The organism is Umezawaea sp. (assembly GCF_036375055.1).
Classification (GTDB): domain Bacteria; phylum Actinomycetota; class Actinomycetes; order Mycobacteriales; family Pseudonocardiaceae; genus Umezawaea.
In genome coordinates this window covers 1-17,857 of the sequence record NZ_DASUSQ010000049.1, presented here as the reverse complement: position 1 = coordinate 17,857, position 17,857 = coordinate 1, and the positions used below count along the sequence as shown (strand labels likewise).

The window sequence follows — 17,857 nt, the reverse complement described above, 5'->3', positions numbered from 1 at the left end:
GTTCTCAAAGAACACGCGCACACCATCTCGTCCCGCGTCTTACCGCGGTGCAATCCGGGGCTTGTGTTTGAAGCTTAGCAAGCGATTTTTCTGACTGTCAAATCGGCCTGCGAGGCATTCAGTTCTGAAGATTGTGGCCCCGCTCCGGCCCGTTTCCGGTCCGTGTCGCGGTGACAAGGAGAAAGTTACACCCTCATGATCCGGGGGACAAATCGGGGGGTACCCAACCCGCGAACGCCCTAGAAGAGCCCCCGCTCGAAGGCCACGGCGACCGCGGCGGCCCGGTCCTTGACCCCGAGCTTCGCGTACACGTGGAGCAGGTGCGTCTTCACGGTCGCCTCGCTGATGAACAGCTTCTTCGCGGCCTCCTTGTTGGTGGACCCCCGCGCCACCAGGCCGAGCACCTCCAGCTCCCGCTGGCTCAGCTGGTCGGTGGCCGGGGCCCTGACCTGCCCGAGCAACGTCGTGGCGACCGAGGGCGACAGCACGGCCTCGCCGCGGGCGGCCGACCGGACCGCGCGGAACAGGTCGTCGCGGGGCGTGTCCTTCAGCAGGTAGCCAGTGGCCCCGGCCCTGACCGCGGGCAGCACGTCGCTCTCGGTGTCGTAGGTGGTCAGCACGAGGACGCGGGCGGGGTTGCCGCCCTCCCGCAGCCGCGTGATCGCCGTGACCCCGTCCACCCTCGGCATCCGCAGGTCCATCAGCACCACGTCGGGCCGCACCGCCTCCACCACGGTCACCGCCTCGGCCCCGTCGGCGGCCTCCCCGACCACCTCGAAGTCCGGGTCGCCGGAGAACATCCCGCGCAGCCCGTCCCTGACGACGGGGTGGTCGTCCACGACCACCACCCGGATCACGGCTCGACCCCCACCGGGATCGCCGGGACGCTGGCGGACACCGCGGTGCCTCCCCCGACCTCGGACTCCACCTCGAACGCCCCGGCCAACCGGCACACCCGCTGCCTCATGGTCAGCAACCCGAACCCCTCCCCGTCCACCACGGCCGGGTCGAACCCGACCCCGTCGTCCCTCACGTCCAACGTCACCACGTCCTCCATGTACGAGAGCGTGAGGCCCACCCGTGACGCCCCGGCGTGCTTGGCGACGTTCGCCAGCGCCTCCTGGGCGGTGCGCAGCAGCGCCACCTCCACCTCGGGGTGCATGGGGCGCGCGGTGCCGGTGGTGGTCACCTCGACGGCGACCCCGGACGCGGCGCCCCACCCGCCCACGACCTCGGCCAGCGCCTCGGGCAGCGCCGAGTCCACCAGCTGCGCCGGGCGCAGGGCGTGCACGGAGCGGCGGGCCTCGGTGAGGTTCTCGCGCGCCAGCCGGACGGAGGTGGCCACGCGGTCCCGCCACTCGCCGGTCTGCTCGGCGGCCTCCAGTTGCGTGATGATGCCGGTGAACCCCTGGGCCAGGGTGTCGTGGATCTCCCGCGCCATCCGCTGCCGCTCGTCGAGCACCCCGGCCTCGCGGGCCTGGATCAGCAGCTGGGCGTGCAGCCCGGCGTTCTCCTCCATCGTGGCGGCGAGCTGGGACACCATCTCCTTGCGCTTGCGGCTCTGCTCGGTGGTCACGTGCCCGACGAAGGTGAACGTGCACGCGATGGTCACGAACAGCGCGAGGAACATGAGGAAGGCGATGAACTCGGGGCCGGACGGGATGCCGCCGAAGAGCGACACCGTGGCCAGCACGGCGGTGGCCGCGACGGCGGCGAACATCCACTTCACCCGCAGCACCTCGCTGGCGTACACGTAGAGCGCGAACGACACCGAGCCGAACCACGTCTCGCGCACGCCGAGCACGCCGTAGAGGACCAGCAGGCCGACGATGAACACGGCCATCAGGTCCTGCCGCGACCGCCACGCGGGATGCGCGCTGAACCAGAAGAACATCCACGCGTACAAGACCGCCACGATCGCGAGGCTGATCAGCTTGGCGCCGGTGTCGTGGGGTGACAGCAGGAGGTACAGGGTGGTCGTCACCGTGAGCACGAAGTACGGGATGACGTGGCCGACGCGTTCCAGCCTGGTCTCCCACGTGTCCAGGGTGGACTCGGCCATCCTCACTCCCAACGGAAGGTCCTGGCCGCGACGGTACCCGCGAGCAGCGCGATCACGGCCATGACCGCCAGGTGCGGCGGTGACGGCGCGGTGCCGACCCACGAGTCCTGGAGCGCGGCCACGCCGGGGGGCAGGTACTGGCCGACGGTGTTGACCGCGTCCGGCAGCAGGAAGCGCGGGAGGTACGCGCCGCCGAAGAACATGACGAGCATGAAGGCCACCGTCGCCCAGCCCGCCGCGGCCTTGGCCGTCGACGCGAGCGCGGCGATGACCAGCCCGAACGAGAACAGCGACGCGGCTCCGAGGAGCACGGTCAGCGTGAAGCCGACGAGGTGGTGCGGCAGGCCGATGTCGAACACCAGCCTGCCGACCGCGACCACCAGGAGCACGGCGACGACGGCGGCGATGAGGTTGACCAGCAGTTGTGCGGCCAGGAGCTTGCCGGGGTGCAGCGGTGTGGTGCTCAGCCTGCGGAGCACACCGCGTTCGCGGTAGGTGGCGACGGTGGTGGGGACGCGCTGGAGGCCGAGGAAGGCCAGCGTGATCACGACCAGGGTGCCCGCGTACCCGTCGATGAACCGGGTCCCGCCGAACATCGGGTCGGGGGTGCGCAGCGCCGGGATCGCGCCCAGCACCAGCAGCAGCACGGTCGGGAACAGGATCGCGAAGATGACCGAGGCGCCTTCGCGGAGGAACAGCTTCGCTTCTACCCGAACGAGTTTGAGCACGACTCCCCCGTCACTTCTTCGGCTTGGTGAGCGAGACGAACGCGTCGTCCAGGCTGGCTTGGTCGACGCGCAGCTCGGCGGCGACGACCTGGTTGCGGGCCAGCACCGAGGTGACGGCGTGCAGCAGGTTCCCCCGACCGGTGATGACGAACCGCCCGCCGTGCAGGCGGACGTCCGTCACCTCGTCGAGTTCGCGGAACAGCGCCTCGTCCACCGGGCGGGACGGCCGGAACCGCACCCGCTGCTCGCTGTCCACCCGTGACACCAGCCCGGCGGGCGTGTCGATCGCGACGACCCTGCCCGCGTCGATCACGGCCAGCCGGTCGCAGAGGCGTTCGGCCTCCTCCATGAAGTGGGTGACCAGCAGGACCGTGACGCCGGAGTCGCGGATGCCCTCGATGAGGTCCCAGGTGTCCCGCCGCGCCTGCGGGTCGAGGCCCGTGGTCAGCTCGTCCAGCACCGCGATCCGCGGGCGACCGACCAGGGCCAGCGCCACCGAGAGGCGCTGCTTCTGCCCGCCGGACAGCGTGCCGAACTCGGCGTCGCGCCGGTCCTCCAGGCCGAGCCGGACCACCAGCTCCCGCCAGTCGGCGGGGTCGGGGTAGAAGGAGCTGTACAGGTCGAGGGCTTCCCGGACCTTGATCCGCTCGGGCAGCTGGCTCTCCTGGAGCTGGACGCCCATCCGCTGCCGGAGTTCGGTCCGGTCCCGACGCGGGTCGAGACCGTCGACCCGGATCGTGCCGCGATCGGGGACCCGCAGGCCCTCGACGCACTCGACCGTCGTCGTCTTGCCCGCCCCGTTGGGCCCGAGGATCCCGAAGATCTCGCCCTCGTCCACGGTGAACGACACCTCGTCCACCGCCACCGTCGGCCCGTACCGCTTGCCGAGGTCCACCACCTCGATGATCGCCATGCCTTGAGGTTGCTCTGCTCGCGCCCCCGGCGAATCGACCGGCGGGCCACACCGGCGGTCAACCGATCGGTTGATGGGTCTCCGGGGCATCCCCTGACCGGGTCCGGGTGAGCACCCAGCCGAACAGGGCGGCGACCGGGAACATGACGACGCCGTAGACGGCCGCCGGGACGGCGATGTCGGTGCTGTCGAGGACGCTGATGGCGATCGTGATGGCGAGGGTGCTGTTGTGCACGCCGATCTCGAACGCGCTGGCGATGGCCTGCCGGTGGCCGATCCCGAACAGGCGCGGGGCGAAGTACCCGAGGGACAGGCTGATCACGCAGAACACCAGGGCGATCAGGCCCGTGGCCGCGAGGTAGGTGCTGAGGTTCTCCCGTTCGGACACGACGGTCGCGACGATGACGGAGGCCAGGACGACCACGGAGAAGATCCGGACGGGGCGGTCCATGCGGTCGGCGAACCCCGGTGACCGGCGGCGCACCAGCATTCCCAGCACCACCGGGATCAGCACGATGGCGAACACCTGGAGGACCTTGTCGAACTGGAGGTCCAGGCCTTCGCCGCGCGGGGCGAAGTGGTCGATGGCGAGGTTGGTGACCAGGGGGAGGGTGACCACGGCCAGGATCGAGTTGACGGCGGTGAGGGTGATGTTGAGGGCCACGTCGCCGCGGAAGACGTGGCTGAAGAGGTTGGCCGTGGTGCCGCCGGGTGACGCGGCCAGGAGCATCATGCCGACGGCCAGGAGGGGTGGGAGGTCGAAGAGGAGGACCAGGCCGAAGCAGACGGCCGGGAGGAGGGCCAACTGGCAGACGAGGGCGATGACGACGGCGCCGGGGTGGTTCTTCACCCGGATGAAGTCGGCGGTGGTGAGGGAGAGGCCCAGGCCGAACATGACCACTGCCAGGGCTACGGGGAGGAGCACGGAACCGAGCACCGAGTTCATGGTCGACTCGCAGTTCTGCCGGGTGGGTACGGGGTGGTGACAGTCGCAAGCGGGGTGGCGCTGGTCAACCGTTATGTCTGATTTGAGATCAGGGTGGGACGGGGTTGGGTCCGGTTGCGGGTCGGTTCGGTCTCCGGGGGTGGCTGCCGGTTCGGGCGTGGTCACCGGGTGGCTGCCGGTTCCAGCGTGCTGTTGCCGGTCAGGTTGGGTTTGGTGGTGCCTGCTTTGCCTGCTGCTGGTGCTGGTGTTGCGGTAGTACGCCGTGCAGTACCTGGTTGAGGAGGGTGGTGATCACGTGTTCGTTGTGCGCTGGTCGTCCTGGTGCGACGGTGCGGGAGGCTGCCTCCACCATGCCGTGCACCAGGAGGGCCTGTAGTTCCGGGCTTTCCACTCCCGCTTTTCGCAGGACTTCCACCAGTGGGGTTAGCAGGCGCTCGTGTTCCGCGCGGATTTGTTCTCTGCTGTTGTCCGGCAGTGCGTGGGCCGAGAGGGCCACTACCGCGCTGTGGCGACCGTCGGTGATGATTTCCAGTTCCGTGCGGAGGTAGGCCTCGATCTTGGCCGCTGTGCCGTGTGCGGCGGCTACCGCGCGGTCCAGGTGGCGGGCCCATTCCGGTAGTTCGTCGGTGACGATGGCCGCCACCAGTTCTTCTCGCGACTTGAAGTACTCGTAGAGGCTGGGGCGGGAGAGGCCTACCCGTCTGGCCAGCGCGGCGAGCGTGAGGGCGTCCGGGCCTGCTTCCGCCACCAGGTCGCGGCCTGCGTCCAGGAGGGCGCGCAAGCGGTTGGCGCGGTGTTCCGCGACCGTGTCCGCGCTGATCCTTGGCACGGAACGAATGGTATCCCTCTTGTTTTCCCTACGCCGCGTTGGGATAGTTGCCTACGTAGCGTCGGGAACTTGGAGGTGCGGCATGTTCATCGCCACCAACCGCTTGTTCGTCCCCGTGGAGCGCGCGGAGGAGTTCGAGGAGAGGTTCCGGGCCAACATGCGGACCTACCTGCCCGGTGTGCCGGGGTTGCGGCGGAGCACGTTGTTGCGGCCCACGACGCCGGAGCAGCCCTACGTGTCGCTGAACGAGTTCGACAGCGAGGCCGATTTCCGGGCCTGGGTGGCGTCGGACTCGTTCCGGGAGGCGCACGCGCGCAACAAGGGCATCGCGCGGCACGTGACCGGCAACGCGGTGGAGACGTTCGAGCACTCGGAGGACCTGGTGCTCAAGGCCTCCTAGGGGAGGTCGAGGTTCTGAAGCCTGGTGATCTCGTCGGTCTGCGTGGCGATCACGTCGGACGCCATCTCCTCGACGCGGACGTCGACGCCGTCCGCGAGCACCTCCTGGGCCATGCGCAGGGCGCCCTTGTGGTGCTCGATCATCAGGCGCGCGAACAGCCTGTCGAACTCGGGACCGGTCGACGCGGCCAGCGCGGCCATGTCGGCGGCGCTCGCCGTGCCGGGCATGGTGGCGTGGTCGACGTGGGGCAGCGCGGTGGAGTGGCCGTGCCGCTCGGCGTCCACGGCGAACTGCTTCTGCCACTGCTCCATGGCGCCGATCTCGGGGCCCTGGGTGTCGTGGATGCGGGAGGCGAGGCCGCGCACCGTCTCGTTCGACGCCCGTTCCGGAGCCAGCGCCGTCATCTCCAGCGCCTGCCGGTGGTGGCCGATCATGCTCACGACGTAGGTCAGGTCGCGCTCGTTCGGGGCGACGAGGCGGTCGGTGCCGAGGTCGTCCGGCGAGATCGTCTTCGCCTGCTCGCCCGGCGCACCAGGCGCGATGATGGGCGTGGCGTCGTCGGAGGGCGTGGAGGTGCACCCCGCGAGCACCAGTGCGACCGCCAGCAACCCGACCCTCATCCGCATGCGCCCTCCCTCGTCCCGCCCCCAACCTACCGACCATCCCAGTCCGCGGAAACTTGCCATACCCGCCGATCGGACGTGGTCTTTAGCGGTGCGAACAGGTGATACTGACCCCCCTGCTTCAGGTTGAGAAGGGGAGACCTGTGTTCACAGCATCCGTATCGGCCGGACGACGCCGGGCGTCGCTCGCGGCCGCGGGGGCATTCGCGCTGGCGGTGTCCTCCTTGGCGTTCGGTCCCCAAGCGCTGGCCCAACCGGACCAGGACAACGTGGACGGCCTGTCCGAGACTCAGCTCTCGGCTCCCGCGAACCCGGCCGCGGGCATCCCCGCCGTCGACGAGATCGTGCGCAGCCGCAACGTCAAGCACGTGGCGAACCTGCCCAAGGGCACGCCGTTCACGTCGTCGACCTACACGGACCTGGCGTTCCAGGACAACCACGCGTTCGTCGGCAACTACAACGGCTTCACGATCTACGACATCCGCAACCCTCAGAAGCCGAAGGTCGTCAGCGAGGTCCTCTGCCCCGGTTCGCAGAACGACATCTCGGTCCAGGGCGACCTGCTGTTCCTGTCGACCGACTCGTCGCGCTCGGACAACTCGTGCAGCAGCGTGTCCCAGTCCGCCACGAACAAGGACTCGTGGGAGGGCGTCAAGGTCTTCGACATCAGCGACAAGCGCAACCCGAAGTACGTCGCCGCCGTCGAGACCGCGTGCGGCTCGCACACCCACACGCTGGTGCCGGACAAGAAGGGCCGCAACGCCTACCTGTACGTCTCGTCGTACGCCCCCAACGCGACGTTCCCGGACTGCCAGCCGCCCCACGACAAGATCTCCATCGTGAAGGTGCCGCTGAAGGACCCGGCGAAGGCCTCCCTGCTGTCCGCCCCGCTCATCTTCCCGGACGGCGGCAACCCCGGCCGCTCCGGCACGGTCGCGGACGGCTACGTCTCGGCCACCAGCGGCTGCCACGACATCACGGTCTACCCGTCGAAGGACCTCGCCGCCGGTGCCTGCATGGGTGACGGCGTGCTGTTCGACATCTCCGACCGCGAGAAGCCCCGCGTGATCACGACGGTCCAGGACAACGTGAACTTCGCGTTCTGGCACTCGGCGACCTTCAACAACGAGGGCACCAAGGTGATCTTCACCGACGAGCTCGGTGGTGGCGGCGCGGCGACGTGCAACGAGGCGATCGGCCAGAAGCGCGGCGCGAACGGCATCTACGACGTCAAGGGTCGTGGCGACAACCGCACGCTGGAGTTCAAGAGCTACTACAAGATCCCGCGCATGCAGGGCGACACCGAGAACTGCGTGGCCCACAACGGTTCGCTGATCCCGGTCCAGGGCCGCGACATCATGGTGCAGTCCTGGTACCAGGGCGGCGTGTCGATCTGGGACTTCACCGACTCCTCGAAGCCGAAGGAGATCGGCTTCTTCGAGCGCGGCCCGCTGCCCAACGGTTCGGGCGGCGGCAGCTGGTCGGCGTACTACTACAACGGGTTCATCTACTCGTCGGACATGGCGAAGGGCCTCGACGTCCTGGACGTCCGGGACCCGCGGACCTTCTCCGCGAAGTTCGTCCGGATCGGCCAGCTCAACGTGCAGACCCAGGGTTCCTACCGCGAGTGGTGACCTGAGACCGCGATGACCTGCTCGGGGCCCGTGTCCACGTCGGACGCGGGCCCCGAGTCGTACCGCGGGGCGGTGGCGGCACGGGTGGGCTTCCCGAACGGTGGTTCCGGCTCGGGCGTGGCGGCGGTCCGGGCCGACCTCGTCCACCGCGGCGTGGTCCACGACCTGGAGGTGGGCACCAGGCGCGCCGAGTCGATGGCCGCCCGCCAGGGCCGACTACTCGCCCAGCTCCTCGAACAGCGTGAGCTGGAGGCCCGCCGGGGCGGAGAGGCGGGAGTTGAGGGAGTTCCACGGCGTTCGGGTGGGTTCGGCGATGAGCGTCGCGCCGCCGTCGACCAGGTCGCCGGTCGCCACGGTGACGTCGTCCACCTGGAACGCGACCCGCACGTGCCCGGCGACCCGCTCCCCCACCTCGACGTCGTCGATGTACGCCGCGTGCGGCGGGTCGGCGATCTCCAGGGTCGCGCGGCCCGCCTCCAGGATCGTGACGCGCCCGCCGGGTGAGCTGAACGCGGCCCGCTGCGGCAGCCCCAGCACGTCCCGGTAGAACGCCAGCGCCTCCTCGTAGTCGGTCGCGGTCACCACGAGCCTCAGTTCACGCACCACGCCGCTGTCCCCGTTCGCTCGTCACGACCACGGTCACCAGTACGGCGACGAGGACCGCGGTGACGTGGATCGGCGCGGGCCCGAAGGAGGCGGCGAGCACGAGGGCCGCGCCGACCGGGAAGGCCCACTTCGCGGTGCCGCGGGAGGTCTCGAAGACCTGGAGGAACCACACCACGAGCAGGTAGACGGCGACGGGCACGGTGGTCGTCATGGCCGCCGCGTGCGAGGACAGGTGGGTGACGTGGGTGTCGTGGTCGACCGACACCTCCAGCCCCGCCCCGACGGCCGCCGCGGAGGCGAAGACGAGGTAGTGGCCGTAGCCCCAGGTCAGCGACTTGCGCAGCGAGGTCAGCAGGTCCTCGGCCGGGTGGTCGAAGTACAGCCACCACAGGCCGAACACGATGACGAGCCCGGCGAACGCCAGCGACACCAGCGCGGGCACGTCGGTGCCCGCGTCCAGGCCCGCGCGGATCGCGTTGCTGGCGGCCAGGATCGACTCGCCGAGCACGATGAGGGTGAACAGGCCGTAGCGCTCGACGATGTGGCCGACGTGGAAGGTGGTACCGGCGGCGCGTTCGGCGATAGCGGGCACCAGCATCTCGCAGACGGCGAGCACGACGAACGCCGCGGGCAGCAGGCCGTCGGGCAGGAACAGGCGCCCGACCCAGCCGAGCTGGACGACCGTGATGCCGATGGCGTAGCGGGTCGCGGTCGCGCGGCGCTCGGGGTCGCCGTGCCGGGCGCGCAGCCACTGGCCCACCATCGCCAGGCGCATGACGACGTAGCCGATCGTGACGACGGTGAAGTCGCCGTCCTCGAACGCCCCCGGCACACCCGCGGCCAGCACGAGCACGCCGGTGATCTGCACCAGCGTCGTCACCCGGTACACGACGTCGTCCGTGTCGTAGGACGACGCGAACCAGGTGAAGTTCAGCCAGGCCCACCAGATCGCGAAGAACACCGCGAGGTAGCCGACGAGACCGTGGCCGATGTGGTTCTCGGTCAGCGAGTGGTGCAGCATCGCCGCCGCCGACGCCACCGCGACCACGAAGCTGAGGTCGAAGAGCAGTTCGAGCGGAGTGGCGGCGCGATGCGCCTCATCAGGCCGACGAGCGGCCATCCGCCGGTAGGGCACGGTCATGGGTGGATCATGCATCACCGCTCCCCCGGCCACCACGCGAGGCCGTGGCCGTAGGTCGGTTCCCACTTCTCCCGAGTTGGGCGGGGAGTTCGTCCCGGCCCAACTCGGGAGGAACCGGGGGCCGACGTGCCGACTCAGGGCGGCCGGGCCGGAGTCCGCGGAGCGGCGGCCGTTCTACACGGCCACCACCATGAACCTCGACGCGGTGAGGTCCAGCGCCACGGCGGTGCCGGGCGGGTAGGCCGCGGCGATGTTCGACGGCTGGTCGACGCGGATGGTCTGCTCGTCCCCGTCGAGCCGGATCACCAGGCGGGTGACCGGCCCGAGGAAGCTCTGGGTGAGCACGCTGCCCAGCAGGGCACCGTTCGACTCGCCCCCGTGCTCGACGATCCCGATGTCCTCGGGGCGGACGATGACCTTGACGTCGCTGCCGTCGGACAGGTGGGCCGCGGCGTCGGTCGGGAGCGTGAACGCGCCCAGCCGCACCGCGCCGGACTCCGACTTGCCCAGCACGGTGTTCGTCACGCCGACGAACTGCGCGACGAACGCGGACGCGGGCTCCCGGTAGACGACCGCGGGCGTGTCGAGCTGTTCCAGCCTGCCCTGGGACATCACGCCGACCCGGTCGGAGACGGCGAGCGCCTCCTCCTGGTCGTGCGTCACGAACAGGGTGGTCATGCCGAGTTCCGTCTGGATGCGGCGGATCTCGTCGCGGAGCTGGACGCGCACCTTCGCGTCCAGCGCCGACAGCGGCTCGTCCAGGAGCAGCACGCGCGGCTGGATCGCCAGCGCGCGGGCCAGCGCCACGCGCTGCTGCTGGCCGCCGGACATCTGGTGCGGGTACCGGCCGCCGAACTCGCCGAGACCGACCAGTTGCAGCAGCTCGTCGACGCGCTTGGCCCGCCGGCCCGCCCCGGCCTTGCGGAGCCGGAGGCCGAACTCGATGTTCTGCGCCGCCGTCATGTTCGGGAACAGGCTGTAGGCCTGGAACACCATGCCCATGTCCCGGCGGTTCGCCGGGACGGACGTGATGTCCTTGCCCGCCACCACGACGTGCCCCTTGTCGGCCGTCTCGAACCCGGCCACGATGCGCAGCGCGGTCGTCTTGCCGCACCCGCTGGGGCCGAGCAGGCTGACCAGTTCGCCCTCGGACAGGTCGAGGTCGAGCCCGTCGAGCGCGGGCGAACCCCCGAAGGACTTCCGGAGGCCCTTGAGCTCTAGGTAACCCATGAAACCCGGTCTTTCTCTAGTCCTCGACGACGGTGACCCGACGCCGTTGACCGACGTAGGAGAGCAGGAACAGCAGCACGAACGCGAACACCAGGCAGGCCAGCGACACGGCGATCGACAGACCCGCGTTGCGCTTGCCGATCAGGTTGACCTGGACCTGGAGGGTCTCGAAGTTCAGCAGCGAGGCGATGGTGAACTCGCCGAGCACCAGTGCCACGGACAGCAGCGACGCGCCGATGAGCGCGGTGCGGATGTTCGGCACGACGATCCGCCACAGCACCGTGCCCCAGGACGCGCCGAGGCTGCGCGCGGCCTCCGCGAGGGTCTTGAGGTCGATCGACGCGAGGCCCGCGTCGATGGCGCGGTAGGCGAACGGCAGCACCAGCACCGCGTACACGAAGGTGAGCGTCAGCGGCGAGTCGCCGAGGAAGTAGTTCACCCACGCGTAGAGCGGTGCCATGCCGACCACCAGCACGATCGCCGGGATCGTCAGCGGCAGCAGGCACAGGAACTCGACCACGCGGCGCAGCTTCGGCAGCCGCAGCCGGATCCACGCCATCGTCGGGACGAGCAGCACGAGCATCAGCACGGAGCTGAGCACGGCGAGTTCGACCGACGTGATGATGGAGTCGACCAGGTCGGGGTCTTCGAAGATGCCGGTCCACGAGTCCAGGCTGCGGGTGTCGTTGACGCCCCGCGTGGAGAACTCCCCCATCGCCACGAGCGGCAGGACGAAGTAGAACCCCAGCACGACGAGCACGAGGACCCGCAGGACGGTGCCCGCGACCTTCCTCGGGGATTTCGCGGTCACTGCCACTTCGACACCCTCCGCTGGATCAGCGCGTAAAGGCCCATCGCGACGCCGACCACGATCACCATGCCGAGCCCGAGCGCCTTCCCCAGGTTCTCCTGGCCCAGCAGGACCTCGCCGGTCAGGAAGCCGCGGATCTGGAGCGGGACGATCGGGCTGCCCTGCGACACCAGCGCGGCGGCCGTGGCGTACGCGGAGAACGCGTTCGCGAACAGCAGCAGCAGTGCGCCGAGGAACGGCGAGAACAGGATCGGGCCGCCCACGTAGCGCCAGTAGGTCCACGTGCTGCCGCCGAGGCTCTCCGAGGCCTCCCTCCACTGGGGACGGAGGCCGTCCAGCGCGGGGAGGAACACGATGACCATCAGCGGGATCTGGAAGAACGTGTACACGAGCGTCAGGCCGGGCAGTTCGAAGATCCACGCGCTGCCGGAGAACAGGTTGACGCCGAACGAGTCCTGGAGGAACCGGGTGACGAAGCCCTGGAAGCCGACGGTCGCGAGGAACGCGAACGCCAGCGGCACGCCGCCGAACTGGGCGAGCACGCCCGCGGCGGCCACGACGACCCGCCGCAGCAGGCCGTCGGTCTTGCCGCTCGCGACGGCCCACGACAGCAGCGCGCCGAAGATCGCGCCCAGCAGCGCGGTGAGCGCCGACAGCTCGATGCTGCGCCAGAACGCCTGGAGGTAGACGCCCTTCATCAGATCGGTCAGGTTGGCCAGGGTGAAGGCACCGTTCGAGTCCTGGAACGCGCCTGCCAGCACGAGGACGGTCGGGTACACCAGGAACACGCCGACGTACGCCAGGAACGGCACGACGACGAGCCACGCCAGGACGTTGCCCCTGGTCGGCCCCCGGCCGGGGGCGGCGGCTTCCGCCGAGCCTCCCCCGGCCGAGGTGGTGACGGGTGCGACCAAGGGTCAGCCCACCGCCTGCGCCCACGTGGCGGTCAGGACCTGCTTGGCCTTGTCGGCCTGCTCCTGGGTCTGGAACACCTGCTCGCCCTCGGTCTTGGGCAGCTTGGCGGCCGCGGCGGAGTCGGCCTTGCCCGACTTCGTCATGGCCTCCAGGCGGACCGGGCGCGACAGGCCCTGGAGGTAGATGTTCTGGCCCTCGTCGGAGTACAGGAACTCCTGCCACAGGCGCGCGGCGGCCGGGTGCGGGGCGTCGACGTTGATGGCCTGGTTGTAGTAGGCGCCGATCTGCGCGCCGGTCGGGACGACGGTCTTCCAGTCGACCTTGCCCGCGAGCTTCGCGGTCTGCGCGGCGTTCGTGTAGTCCCAGTCGATGACGACGGGCGTCTGGCCGGACTCGATCGTCGCGGGCGACGGGTCGACCGGCAGGAAGTTGCCCGCGGCCTTGAGCTTCTTGAAGAACTCCACGCCGGGCGCGATGTCGTCGGCGGAGCCTCCGCTGCCCAGGGCCGCCATCATGACGCCGGAGAACGCGGCGCCCGCCTGCGTCGGGTCGCCGTTCAGCGCGACCTTGCCCGCGTACTCGGGTTTGAGCAGGTCCTCGACCTTGGTCGGCGCGGGCACCTTGCCCGCGTCGTAGCCGATCGACATGAAGCCGCCGTAGTCGCCGTAGTACAGGCCCTCGCCGTCCTTCAGCTCGGCCGGGATCTCCTCCCACGTGGCCACCTTGTACGGCGCGAACATGGTCTTGTTCGCCACGGCCACGTTCAGCCCGAGGTCGAACACGTCCGGCGCGCGGTCACCGCCCTTGAGCTGCTGGGCGGCCTTGATCTCGTCGGCGCTGGAGCCGTCCGGCTGCGCCGAGTCGATCTTGATGCCGTACTTCTCCTCGAACGTCTTGAGCATCACGCCGTAGTTCGCCCAGTCCGGGGGCAGCGCGATGACGTTCAGCGTGCCCTCCTTCTTGGCCGCCTCCACGAGCTTGTCCAGTCCGCCGAAGTCGGCGGCGGACTTGGCCGTCGCCGCGGCGGTGCCGCTCGACGAGCTTTCCTTGGCGGGCGGTGCCCCGCAGGCGGCGAGCGCGATGGCCAACGCTCCGACGCCGAGCAAGCGCAGAACTGGGGTGGGAGTCAACGAATCGAACCTTCCTCGTCGGGAGTGCCCGCGTGCGGTGCTCGCCCGCGAGTCCGATACCCCGAAACGTGTCAGTTGGCGCGAGGATTGGTCACATTGAGCAGCCTTGTCAAGCTCGCCGCGCGTACTGATACCAATTCGAATGACAAGGCGAATTCCTCGTGGTGACCACGTGTACCAAGGGTTAACCCGACGACGTTATGCCGCAGGCCGAAGTGCGCGCCGAACCGCCCCTGTGCAGGCCCGTTGGCCCGCATCGGCGCCGGGGACCGCACTTTCGCACCGCGATCCACCGTGCGTTCGGGAGACCGAACGACGCCTCGAACGGCCCTGGCGGGCGGACCGGGGCGGCGACCGAAACGACCCAATGTCGCACCGGTGCGTGGAATTGGGCCGAACATCCGGCCGGAGGGGGAATTCGGCGAGCATTTACGGGCGATTCCTGGACCGTTCCAGGGCCGTTCGCGAAACGCGGCACCGAAACCGCGCCCCCCTCGGCGGCCCCGCCGGGCCATAGGTAGGCGTACTATATGTCGCACGCCTACCTATGGAGGTCCCCGTGGCACAGCGGAAGCTGCTCGTGTGGCTGCACGTCCTCAGCTCGGTCGGGTGGATGAGCCAGGCGCTCGCCCTGTTCGCGTTGACCACCTACGCGCTCGAGACGAACGGGACATCCCGGACGGGCGCGTTCGAAGTGGCCAAGGTGATCGACACGGACGTGCTCCGCTTCATGGCGACGACATCCGCGTTCACCGGATTCATGCTCGCGGCGCTGACCCCCTGGGGCTATTTCCGACACTGGTGGGTTCTGTTCAAATTCGTGATCACCCTGACCCAGCTCTACGCGGGCATCTTCGTCCTGAGCCCCAACCTCGACCTGGGCGAGAACGGGAATCCGACCCTGACGCGCGTCGGATCGCTGCTGATGGCGAGCGCGCTGGCGGTGCAGGCGTGGCTGTCCGTCGCCAAGCCCGGCAAGCGCACACCATGGACCCCACCAGGCAAGTTCCCGGCCGCACCCGGATGGGTGACAGGCATCTGCGTGACGATTCCACTGGTCGACCACCTCCTCTTCCGGGGCATACCGGCACTGTCACTCCTGGTCGTCACCGCCTACCCCGTGTGGCGCCGCTGGAAAGTCACACCTCGGCAATCGGCTTCCTCCACTAGGCCACGTAGGCTCAGAGAGGAAAACGACTTGACCCACCACCAGAACTGAGAACGGGGTGATCGGTGTGACGGTTGGCGATAGCCACCGCCGCGATACGGATCTGCTGCGCGAGCTGGAACCGATCGTGGAGGTCAACCTCGACCGCCACTTGTCGATCGCCAAGGAGTGGATGCCGCACGACTACGTCCCGTGGAGCGAGGGCCGCGACTTCGCGTTCCTCGGGGGCGAGGACTGGCACCCGGAGGACTCCCGGCTCGACCCCACCGCCAAGACGGCGATGATCATCAACCTCCTGACCGAGGACAACCTGCCCTCCTACCACCGCGTCATCTCGTCGTCGTTCGGCAAGGACGGCGCCTGGGCGACCTGGATGCACCGCTGGACCGCGGAGGAGGCCCGGCACGGCATCGCGCTGCGCGACTACCTGGTCGTCACCCGCGGCGTCGACCCCGTCGAGCTCGAGCGCAAGCGCATGGAACACATGTCGGTCGGCTTCGAGGGCCAGACCGAGTCCGCGATCCGCAACATCGTGTACGTGTCGTTCCAGGAGCTCGCGACCCGCATCTCCCACCGCAACACGGGCCGCGCGACCAACTGCCCGCTGGCCGACCAGCTCCTCGCCCGCATCGCCACGGACGAGAACCTGCACATGGTCTTCTACCGCAACCTGGTCACCGCCGCGTTCGAGGTCCAGCCGGACCACACCATGCAGGCGGTCCGCGACGAGGTCATCAACTTCCAGATGCCCGGTGCCGGGATCTCGGACTTCCTCCGCAGCTCGGCCACCATCGCCAACGCGGGCATCTACGACCTCCGCCTCCACCACGACGAGGTCATCATGCCCATCCTCCGCTTCTGGAAGGTGTTCGAACGCACCAACCTCGGCGGCGAGGGCGAGAAGGCCCGCGACGAACTGGCCGAGTTCCTGACCGTGCTCAACGGCAAGGCGAACAAGTTCGTCGAAATGCGCGAACGCCGCCGCGCCCGTGCCGCGAAGGCCGCCGAGTAACCGATTCGGTGAGCAGCCCTGGCCGTGGGTACGCACGGCCAGGCACCGGCATTGACTTATATAAGCGGAGGATGGACAGTCGCCCTGTGCACGCGTTCGACGTCCTGGGCGACCCCGTCCGCCGCCGCATCCTGGAACTGCTCGCCACCGGCGAGCAGACCTCCGGCGCCGTCGTCGCCGTCATCCAGCAGGAGTTCGGCATCTCCCAGCCCGCCGTCTCCCAGCACCTGCGGGTGCTCCGCGAGAACGGCTTCGCCACCGTCCGCGCCGAGGGCACGCGACGGCTCTACACCGTCGACGCCGAGCCGCTGCGGGAGGTCGACGTGTGGCTGGACCACTTCCGGCGGTTCTGGGGGCAGCGGTTGGACGCGCTCGGGACGGAGCTGGCGCGGGGGAAGCGGGAGCGACGGCTCCGTGAGGAAGCCGTGGGGGACGGGGAGCGGTAGGGCCGGTCATCTGGGCCTCCTGCGGGGGTCCGGTGTCGTGGTGGTTAGCCGGTGTCGTAGTGGGGCGGCTGGTTTCGGCAGGGCCGCCGTGACTGGATCGCACGCCGGGTCGGCCGGGCAGGGTTTGAGGGCTCGGGTCCGGCATGACTGACGCCCCCGGTCGCACGCATGATCCGGGAGTGGTGTCCGTCGGACCTGGTGGCATCGTCGGACCGCTGAACAGGGACACGGCCACCAACGGGCAGGTCTCGTCGTAGCGTGGGTGCCGGCCGTCGACGCCCACCGCGATGAACGAACGGCATAACGGCTGACCGGCGATGATGGCGTGTTCCTCGGCCTGGACGTCGGCAAGGTCGAACACCACGCCGCAGGCTTGGACCCCATTGGGAAACGGCCGCACGACGAGCCACGCTGCGAGCATTGTTCGACATACTCGCCGCGCACGGGCCACTACTGGTGGTGGTGACCGGTCGCCCGCGCGGCCGGTCACCGGGTGGCCTACCTGCCCGGCCAGGCCGTGCGCCGACTTCTACTCCGGTCAGGCCAAAATCGACGCCCGCAACCGTTCGTCATCGCCGAGATCCTTGATGCACACCCTCTTGCCAGGGTCCTGCTGGAGATCGGCAACGCCTCCGAATTCGCCTCATCCGGACACCTGGCCGCCTACGTCGGAATCGCCCCGGTCACCCGCAGCACCAGCACCCCGCTCGGACCGGCAACCGCAAGCTGAAACGTGTGTTCTTCCTGGGCGCGGTCGCCGCTCTGATCTGCCTGGCATGACGCTGCTGCGGCTTGACAGCTACCACGGGTTGTGCGGCGTGAGTCACGTGTAGCCGGTGGTGGAGCCAGGCATTTCTCGTTGTCGATCGGACACATCCTTCCGAGGTAGGAGTGGTGTAGCAGCCGAACACAGCCAGTCGTGCGTTGAGGCTTTCGACGGCGGCGTTGGCCGCGAAGCTGCCGATCGCGTCCATGGATCGGGCCACCCCGGCGGCCTGGCAGGCGTCGGCGGACGCCAGGAGCTGTGCTGAGACCCCGTGGGCGTTGTGGAACACCGCCCTGACCAGGCCCCGCGTGCGCCGGGCGGCGGTCAGGGGCGTTTAGGACCAGTTCAGTGCGCATGTGCTCGGGGATGGCCCAGCCGACCAGGCGGCGTGAGCGCAGGTCCATCACGATCGCGAGACAGGCGAAGGTGCCGTCGGTGATCGGTAGATAGGTGATGTCGCCGATGTAGGGGGGTGATCGGCGGCTGGGGTGCTTGAA

The 17,857-nt window shown here is 69.2% G+C and carries 18 protein-coding genes and 1 pseudogene; 6 read left to right on the top strand and 13 right to left on the bottom strand.

Features of this window, described 5'->3' with window-relative positions:
- Positions 1–239: 239 nt before the first annotated feature.
- The 6 genes from VFZ92_RS15250 to VFZ92_RS15225 form a co-directional block, all read right to left on the bottom strand.
- The gene (locus tag VFZ92_RS15250) at positions 240–857 is read right to left on the bottom strand and encodes a response regulator transcription factor (RefSeq protein ID WP_330876571.1); all 618 of its coding nucleotides are present in this window, start codon (positions 855–857) and stop codon (positions 240–242) included.
- On the bottom strand, positions 854–2,062 hold the full coding sequence (locus VFZ92_RS15245; RefSeq protein ID WP_330876570.1) for a sensor histidine kinase: 1,209 nt from the start codon (positions 2,060–2,062) through the stop codon (positions 854–856). Before VFZ92_RS15245 ends, VFZ92_RS15250 begins: the two co-directional genes overlap by 4 nt.
- 2 nt (positions 2,063–2,064) lie before the next feature.
- A complete protein-coding gene (locus VFZ92_RS15240; RefSeq protein ID WP_330876569.1) occupies positions 2,065–2,790 on the bottom strand; it encodes an ABC transporter permease in 726 nt (241 codons plus the stop codon).
- Positions 2,791–2,800: 10 nt separating this feature from the next.
- Positions 2,801–3,703: an ABC transporter ATP-binding protein gene (locus VFZ92_RS15235; protein ID WP_330876568.1), complete on the bottom strand. Its 903-nt coding sequence runs from the start codon at positions 3,701–3,703 to the stop codon at positions 2,801–2,803.
- Between the two features lie 58 nt (positions 3,704–3,761).
- Positions 3,762–4,649 carry a bile acid:sodium symporter family protein gene (locus VFZ92_RS15230; protein ID WP_330876567.1) on the bottom strand — a complete coding sequence of 296 codons (888 nt, stop codon included), beginning with the start codon at positions 4,647–4,649 and terminating at the stop codon, positions 3,762–3,764.
- Positions 4,650–4,848: 199 nt separating this feature from the next.
- Entirely contained in the window at positions 4,849–5,478 is a 630-nt protein-coding gene (locus VFZ92_RS15225; protein ID WP_330876566.1) for a helix-turn-helix domain-containing protein, read from the bottom strand.
- An 82-nt stretch (positions 5,479–5,560) separates the two neighbouring features.
- On the opposite strand from VFZ92_RS15225, the gene VFZ92_RS15220 reads away from it, so the two are divergent.
- Positions 5,561–5,878 carry an antibiotic biosynthesis monooxygenase gene (locus VFZ92_RS15220; protein ID WP_330876565.1) on the top strand — a complete coding sequence of 106 codons (318 nt, stop codon included), beginning with the start codon at positions 5,561–5,563 and terminating at the stop codon, positions 5,876–5,878.
- Here VFZ92_RS15220 and VFZ92_RS15215 read toward each other — a convergent pair.
- Positions 5,875–6,504 (bottom strand): DUF305 domain-containing protein, encoded by a 630-nt coding sequence (locus VFZ92_RS15215; protein WP_330876564.1) that lies wholly within the window; start codon positions 6,502–6,504, stop codon positions 5,875–5,877. The two genes, VFZ92_RS15220 and VFZ92_RS15215, sit on opposite strands and share 4 nt — an antisense overlap.
- Before the next feature lie 212 nt (positions 6,505–6,716).
- Here VFZ92_RS15215 and VFZ92_RS15210 point away from each other — a divergent pair, with 212 nt between their 5' ends.
- Complete coding sequence (locus VFZ92_RS15210; protein WP_414719902.1) at positions 6,717–8,135, top strand: LVIVD repeat-containing protein; 1,419 nt, start codon at positions 6,717–6,719, stop codon at positions 8,133–8,135.
- Between the two features lie 216 nt (positions 8,136–8,351).
- Here VFZ92_RS15210 and VFZ92_RS15205 read toward each other — a convergent pair whose 3' ends face one another.
- The 6 genes from VFZ92_RS15205 to VFZ92_RS15180 form a co-directional block, all read right to left on the bottom strand.
- Positions 8,352–8,741 (bottom strand): VOC family protein, encoded by a 390-nt coding sequence (locus VFZ92_RS15205; protein ID WP_330876563.1) that lies wholly within the window; start codon positions 8,739–8,741, stop codon positions 8,352–8,354.
- Positions 8,731–9,882 (bottom strand): low temperature requirement protein A, encoded by a 1,152-nt coding sequence (locus VFZ92_RS15200; RefSeq protein WP_330876562.1) that lies wholly within the window; start codon positions 9,880–9,882, stop codon positions 8,731–8,733. The genes VFZ92_RS15205 and VFZ92_RS15200 overlap by 11 nt, the downstream gene beginning before the upstream one ends.
- Positions 9,883–10,056: 174 nt before the next feature.
- Positions 10,057–11,112: an ABC transporter ATP-binding protein gene (locus VFZ92_RS15195; protein WP_330876561.1), complete on the bottom strand. Its 1,056-nt coding sequence runs from the start codon at positions 11,110–11,112 to the stop codon at positions 10,057–10,059.
- A 16-nt stretch (positions 11,113–11,128) separates the two neighbouring features.
- The gene (locus VFZ92_RS15190) at positions 11,129–11,923 is read right to left on the bottom strand and encodes an ABC transporter permease (RefSeq protein WP_330876560.1); all 795 of its coding nucleotides are present in this window, start codon (positions 11,921–11,923) and stop codon (positions 11,129–11,131) included.
- Positions 11,920–12,837 (bottom strand): ABC transporter permease, encoded by a 918-nt coding sequence (locus VFZ92_RS15185; protein ID WP_330876559.1) that lies wholly within the window; start codon positions 12,835–12,837, stop codon positions 11,920–11,922. Before VFZ92_RS15185 ends, VFZ92_RS15190 begins: the two co-directional genes overlap by 4 nt.
- Positions 12,838–12,840: 3 nt before the next feature.
- Positions 12,841–13,944: an ABC transporter substrate-binding protein gene (locus tag VFZ92_RS15180; protein WP_330876558.1), complete on the bottom strand. Its 1,104-nt coding sequence runs from the start codon at positions 13,942–13,944 to the stop codon at positions 12,841–12,843.
- Between the two features lie 583 nt (positions 13,945–14,527).
- On the opposite strand from VFZ92_RS15180, the gene VFZ92_RS15175 reads away from it, so the two are divergent.
- The 4 genes and pseudogenes from VFZ92_RS15175 to VFZ92_RS15160 form a co-directional block, all read left to right on the top strand.
- Positions 14,528–15,187, top strand: a complete 660-nt coding sequence (locus tag VFZ92_RS15175; RefSeq protein ID WP_330876557.1) for a hypothetical protein — start codon at positions 14,528–14,530, stop codon at positions 15,185–15,187.
- 16 nt (positions 15,188–15,203) lie between these two features.
- Positions 15,204–16,148, top strand: a complete 945-nt coding sequence (locus VFZ92_RS15170; protein WP_330876556.1) for an acyl-ACP desaturase — start codon at positions 15,204–15,206, stop codon at positions 16,146–16,148.
- An 86-nt stretch (positions 16,149–16,234) separates the two neighbouring features.
- The gene (locus VFZ92_RS15165) at positions 16,235–16,594 is read left to right on the top strand and encodes a metalloregulator ArsR/SmtB family transcription factor (protein ID WP_330876572.1); all 360 of its coding nucleotides are present in this window, start codon (positions 16,235–16,237) and stop codon (positions 16,592–16,594) included.
- 544 nt (positions 16,595–17,138) lie between these two features.
- Positions 17,139–17,359, top strand: a pseudogene (locus VFZ92_RS15160) (transposase); the annotation flags it as partial.
- Between the last annotated feature and the right edge of the window lie 498 nt (positions 17,360–17,857).

Excerpts from the sequence above, each read along its gene's own strand:
- VFZ92_RS15245 (WP_330876570.1), bottom strand. The coding sequence starts at position 2,062 with ATGGCCGAGTCCACCCTGGACACGTGGGAGACCAGGCTGGAACGCGTC.
- VFZ92_RS15235 (WP_330876568.1), bottom strand. The coding sequence starts at position 3,703 with ATGGCGATCATCGAGGTGGTGGACCTCGGCAAGCGGTACGGGCCGACG.
- VFZ92_RS15230 (WP_330876567.1), bottom strand. The coding sequence starts at position 4,649 with ATGAACTCGGTGCTCGGTTCCGTGCTCCTCCCCGTAGCCCTGGCAGTG.
- VFZ92_RS15220 (WP_330876565.1), top strand. The coding sequence starts at position 5,561 with ATGTTCATCGCCACCAACCGCTTGTTCGTCCCCGTGGAGCGCGCGGAG.
- VFZ92_RS15215 (WP_330876564.1), bottom strand. The coding sequence starts at position 6,504 with ATGCGGATGAGGGTCGGGTTGCTGGCGGTCGCACTGGTGCTCGCGGGG.
- VFZ92_RS15200 (WP_330876562.1), bottom strand. The coding sequence starts at position 9,882 with ATGACCGTGCCCTACCGGCGGATGGCCGCTCGTCGGCCTGATGAGGCG.
- VFZ92_RS15195 (WP_330876561.1), bottom strand. The coding sequence starts at position 11,112 with ATGGGTTACCTAGAGCTCAAGGGCCTCCGGAAGTCCTTCGGGGGTTCG.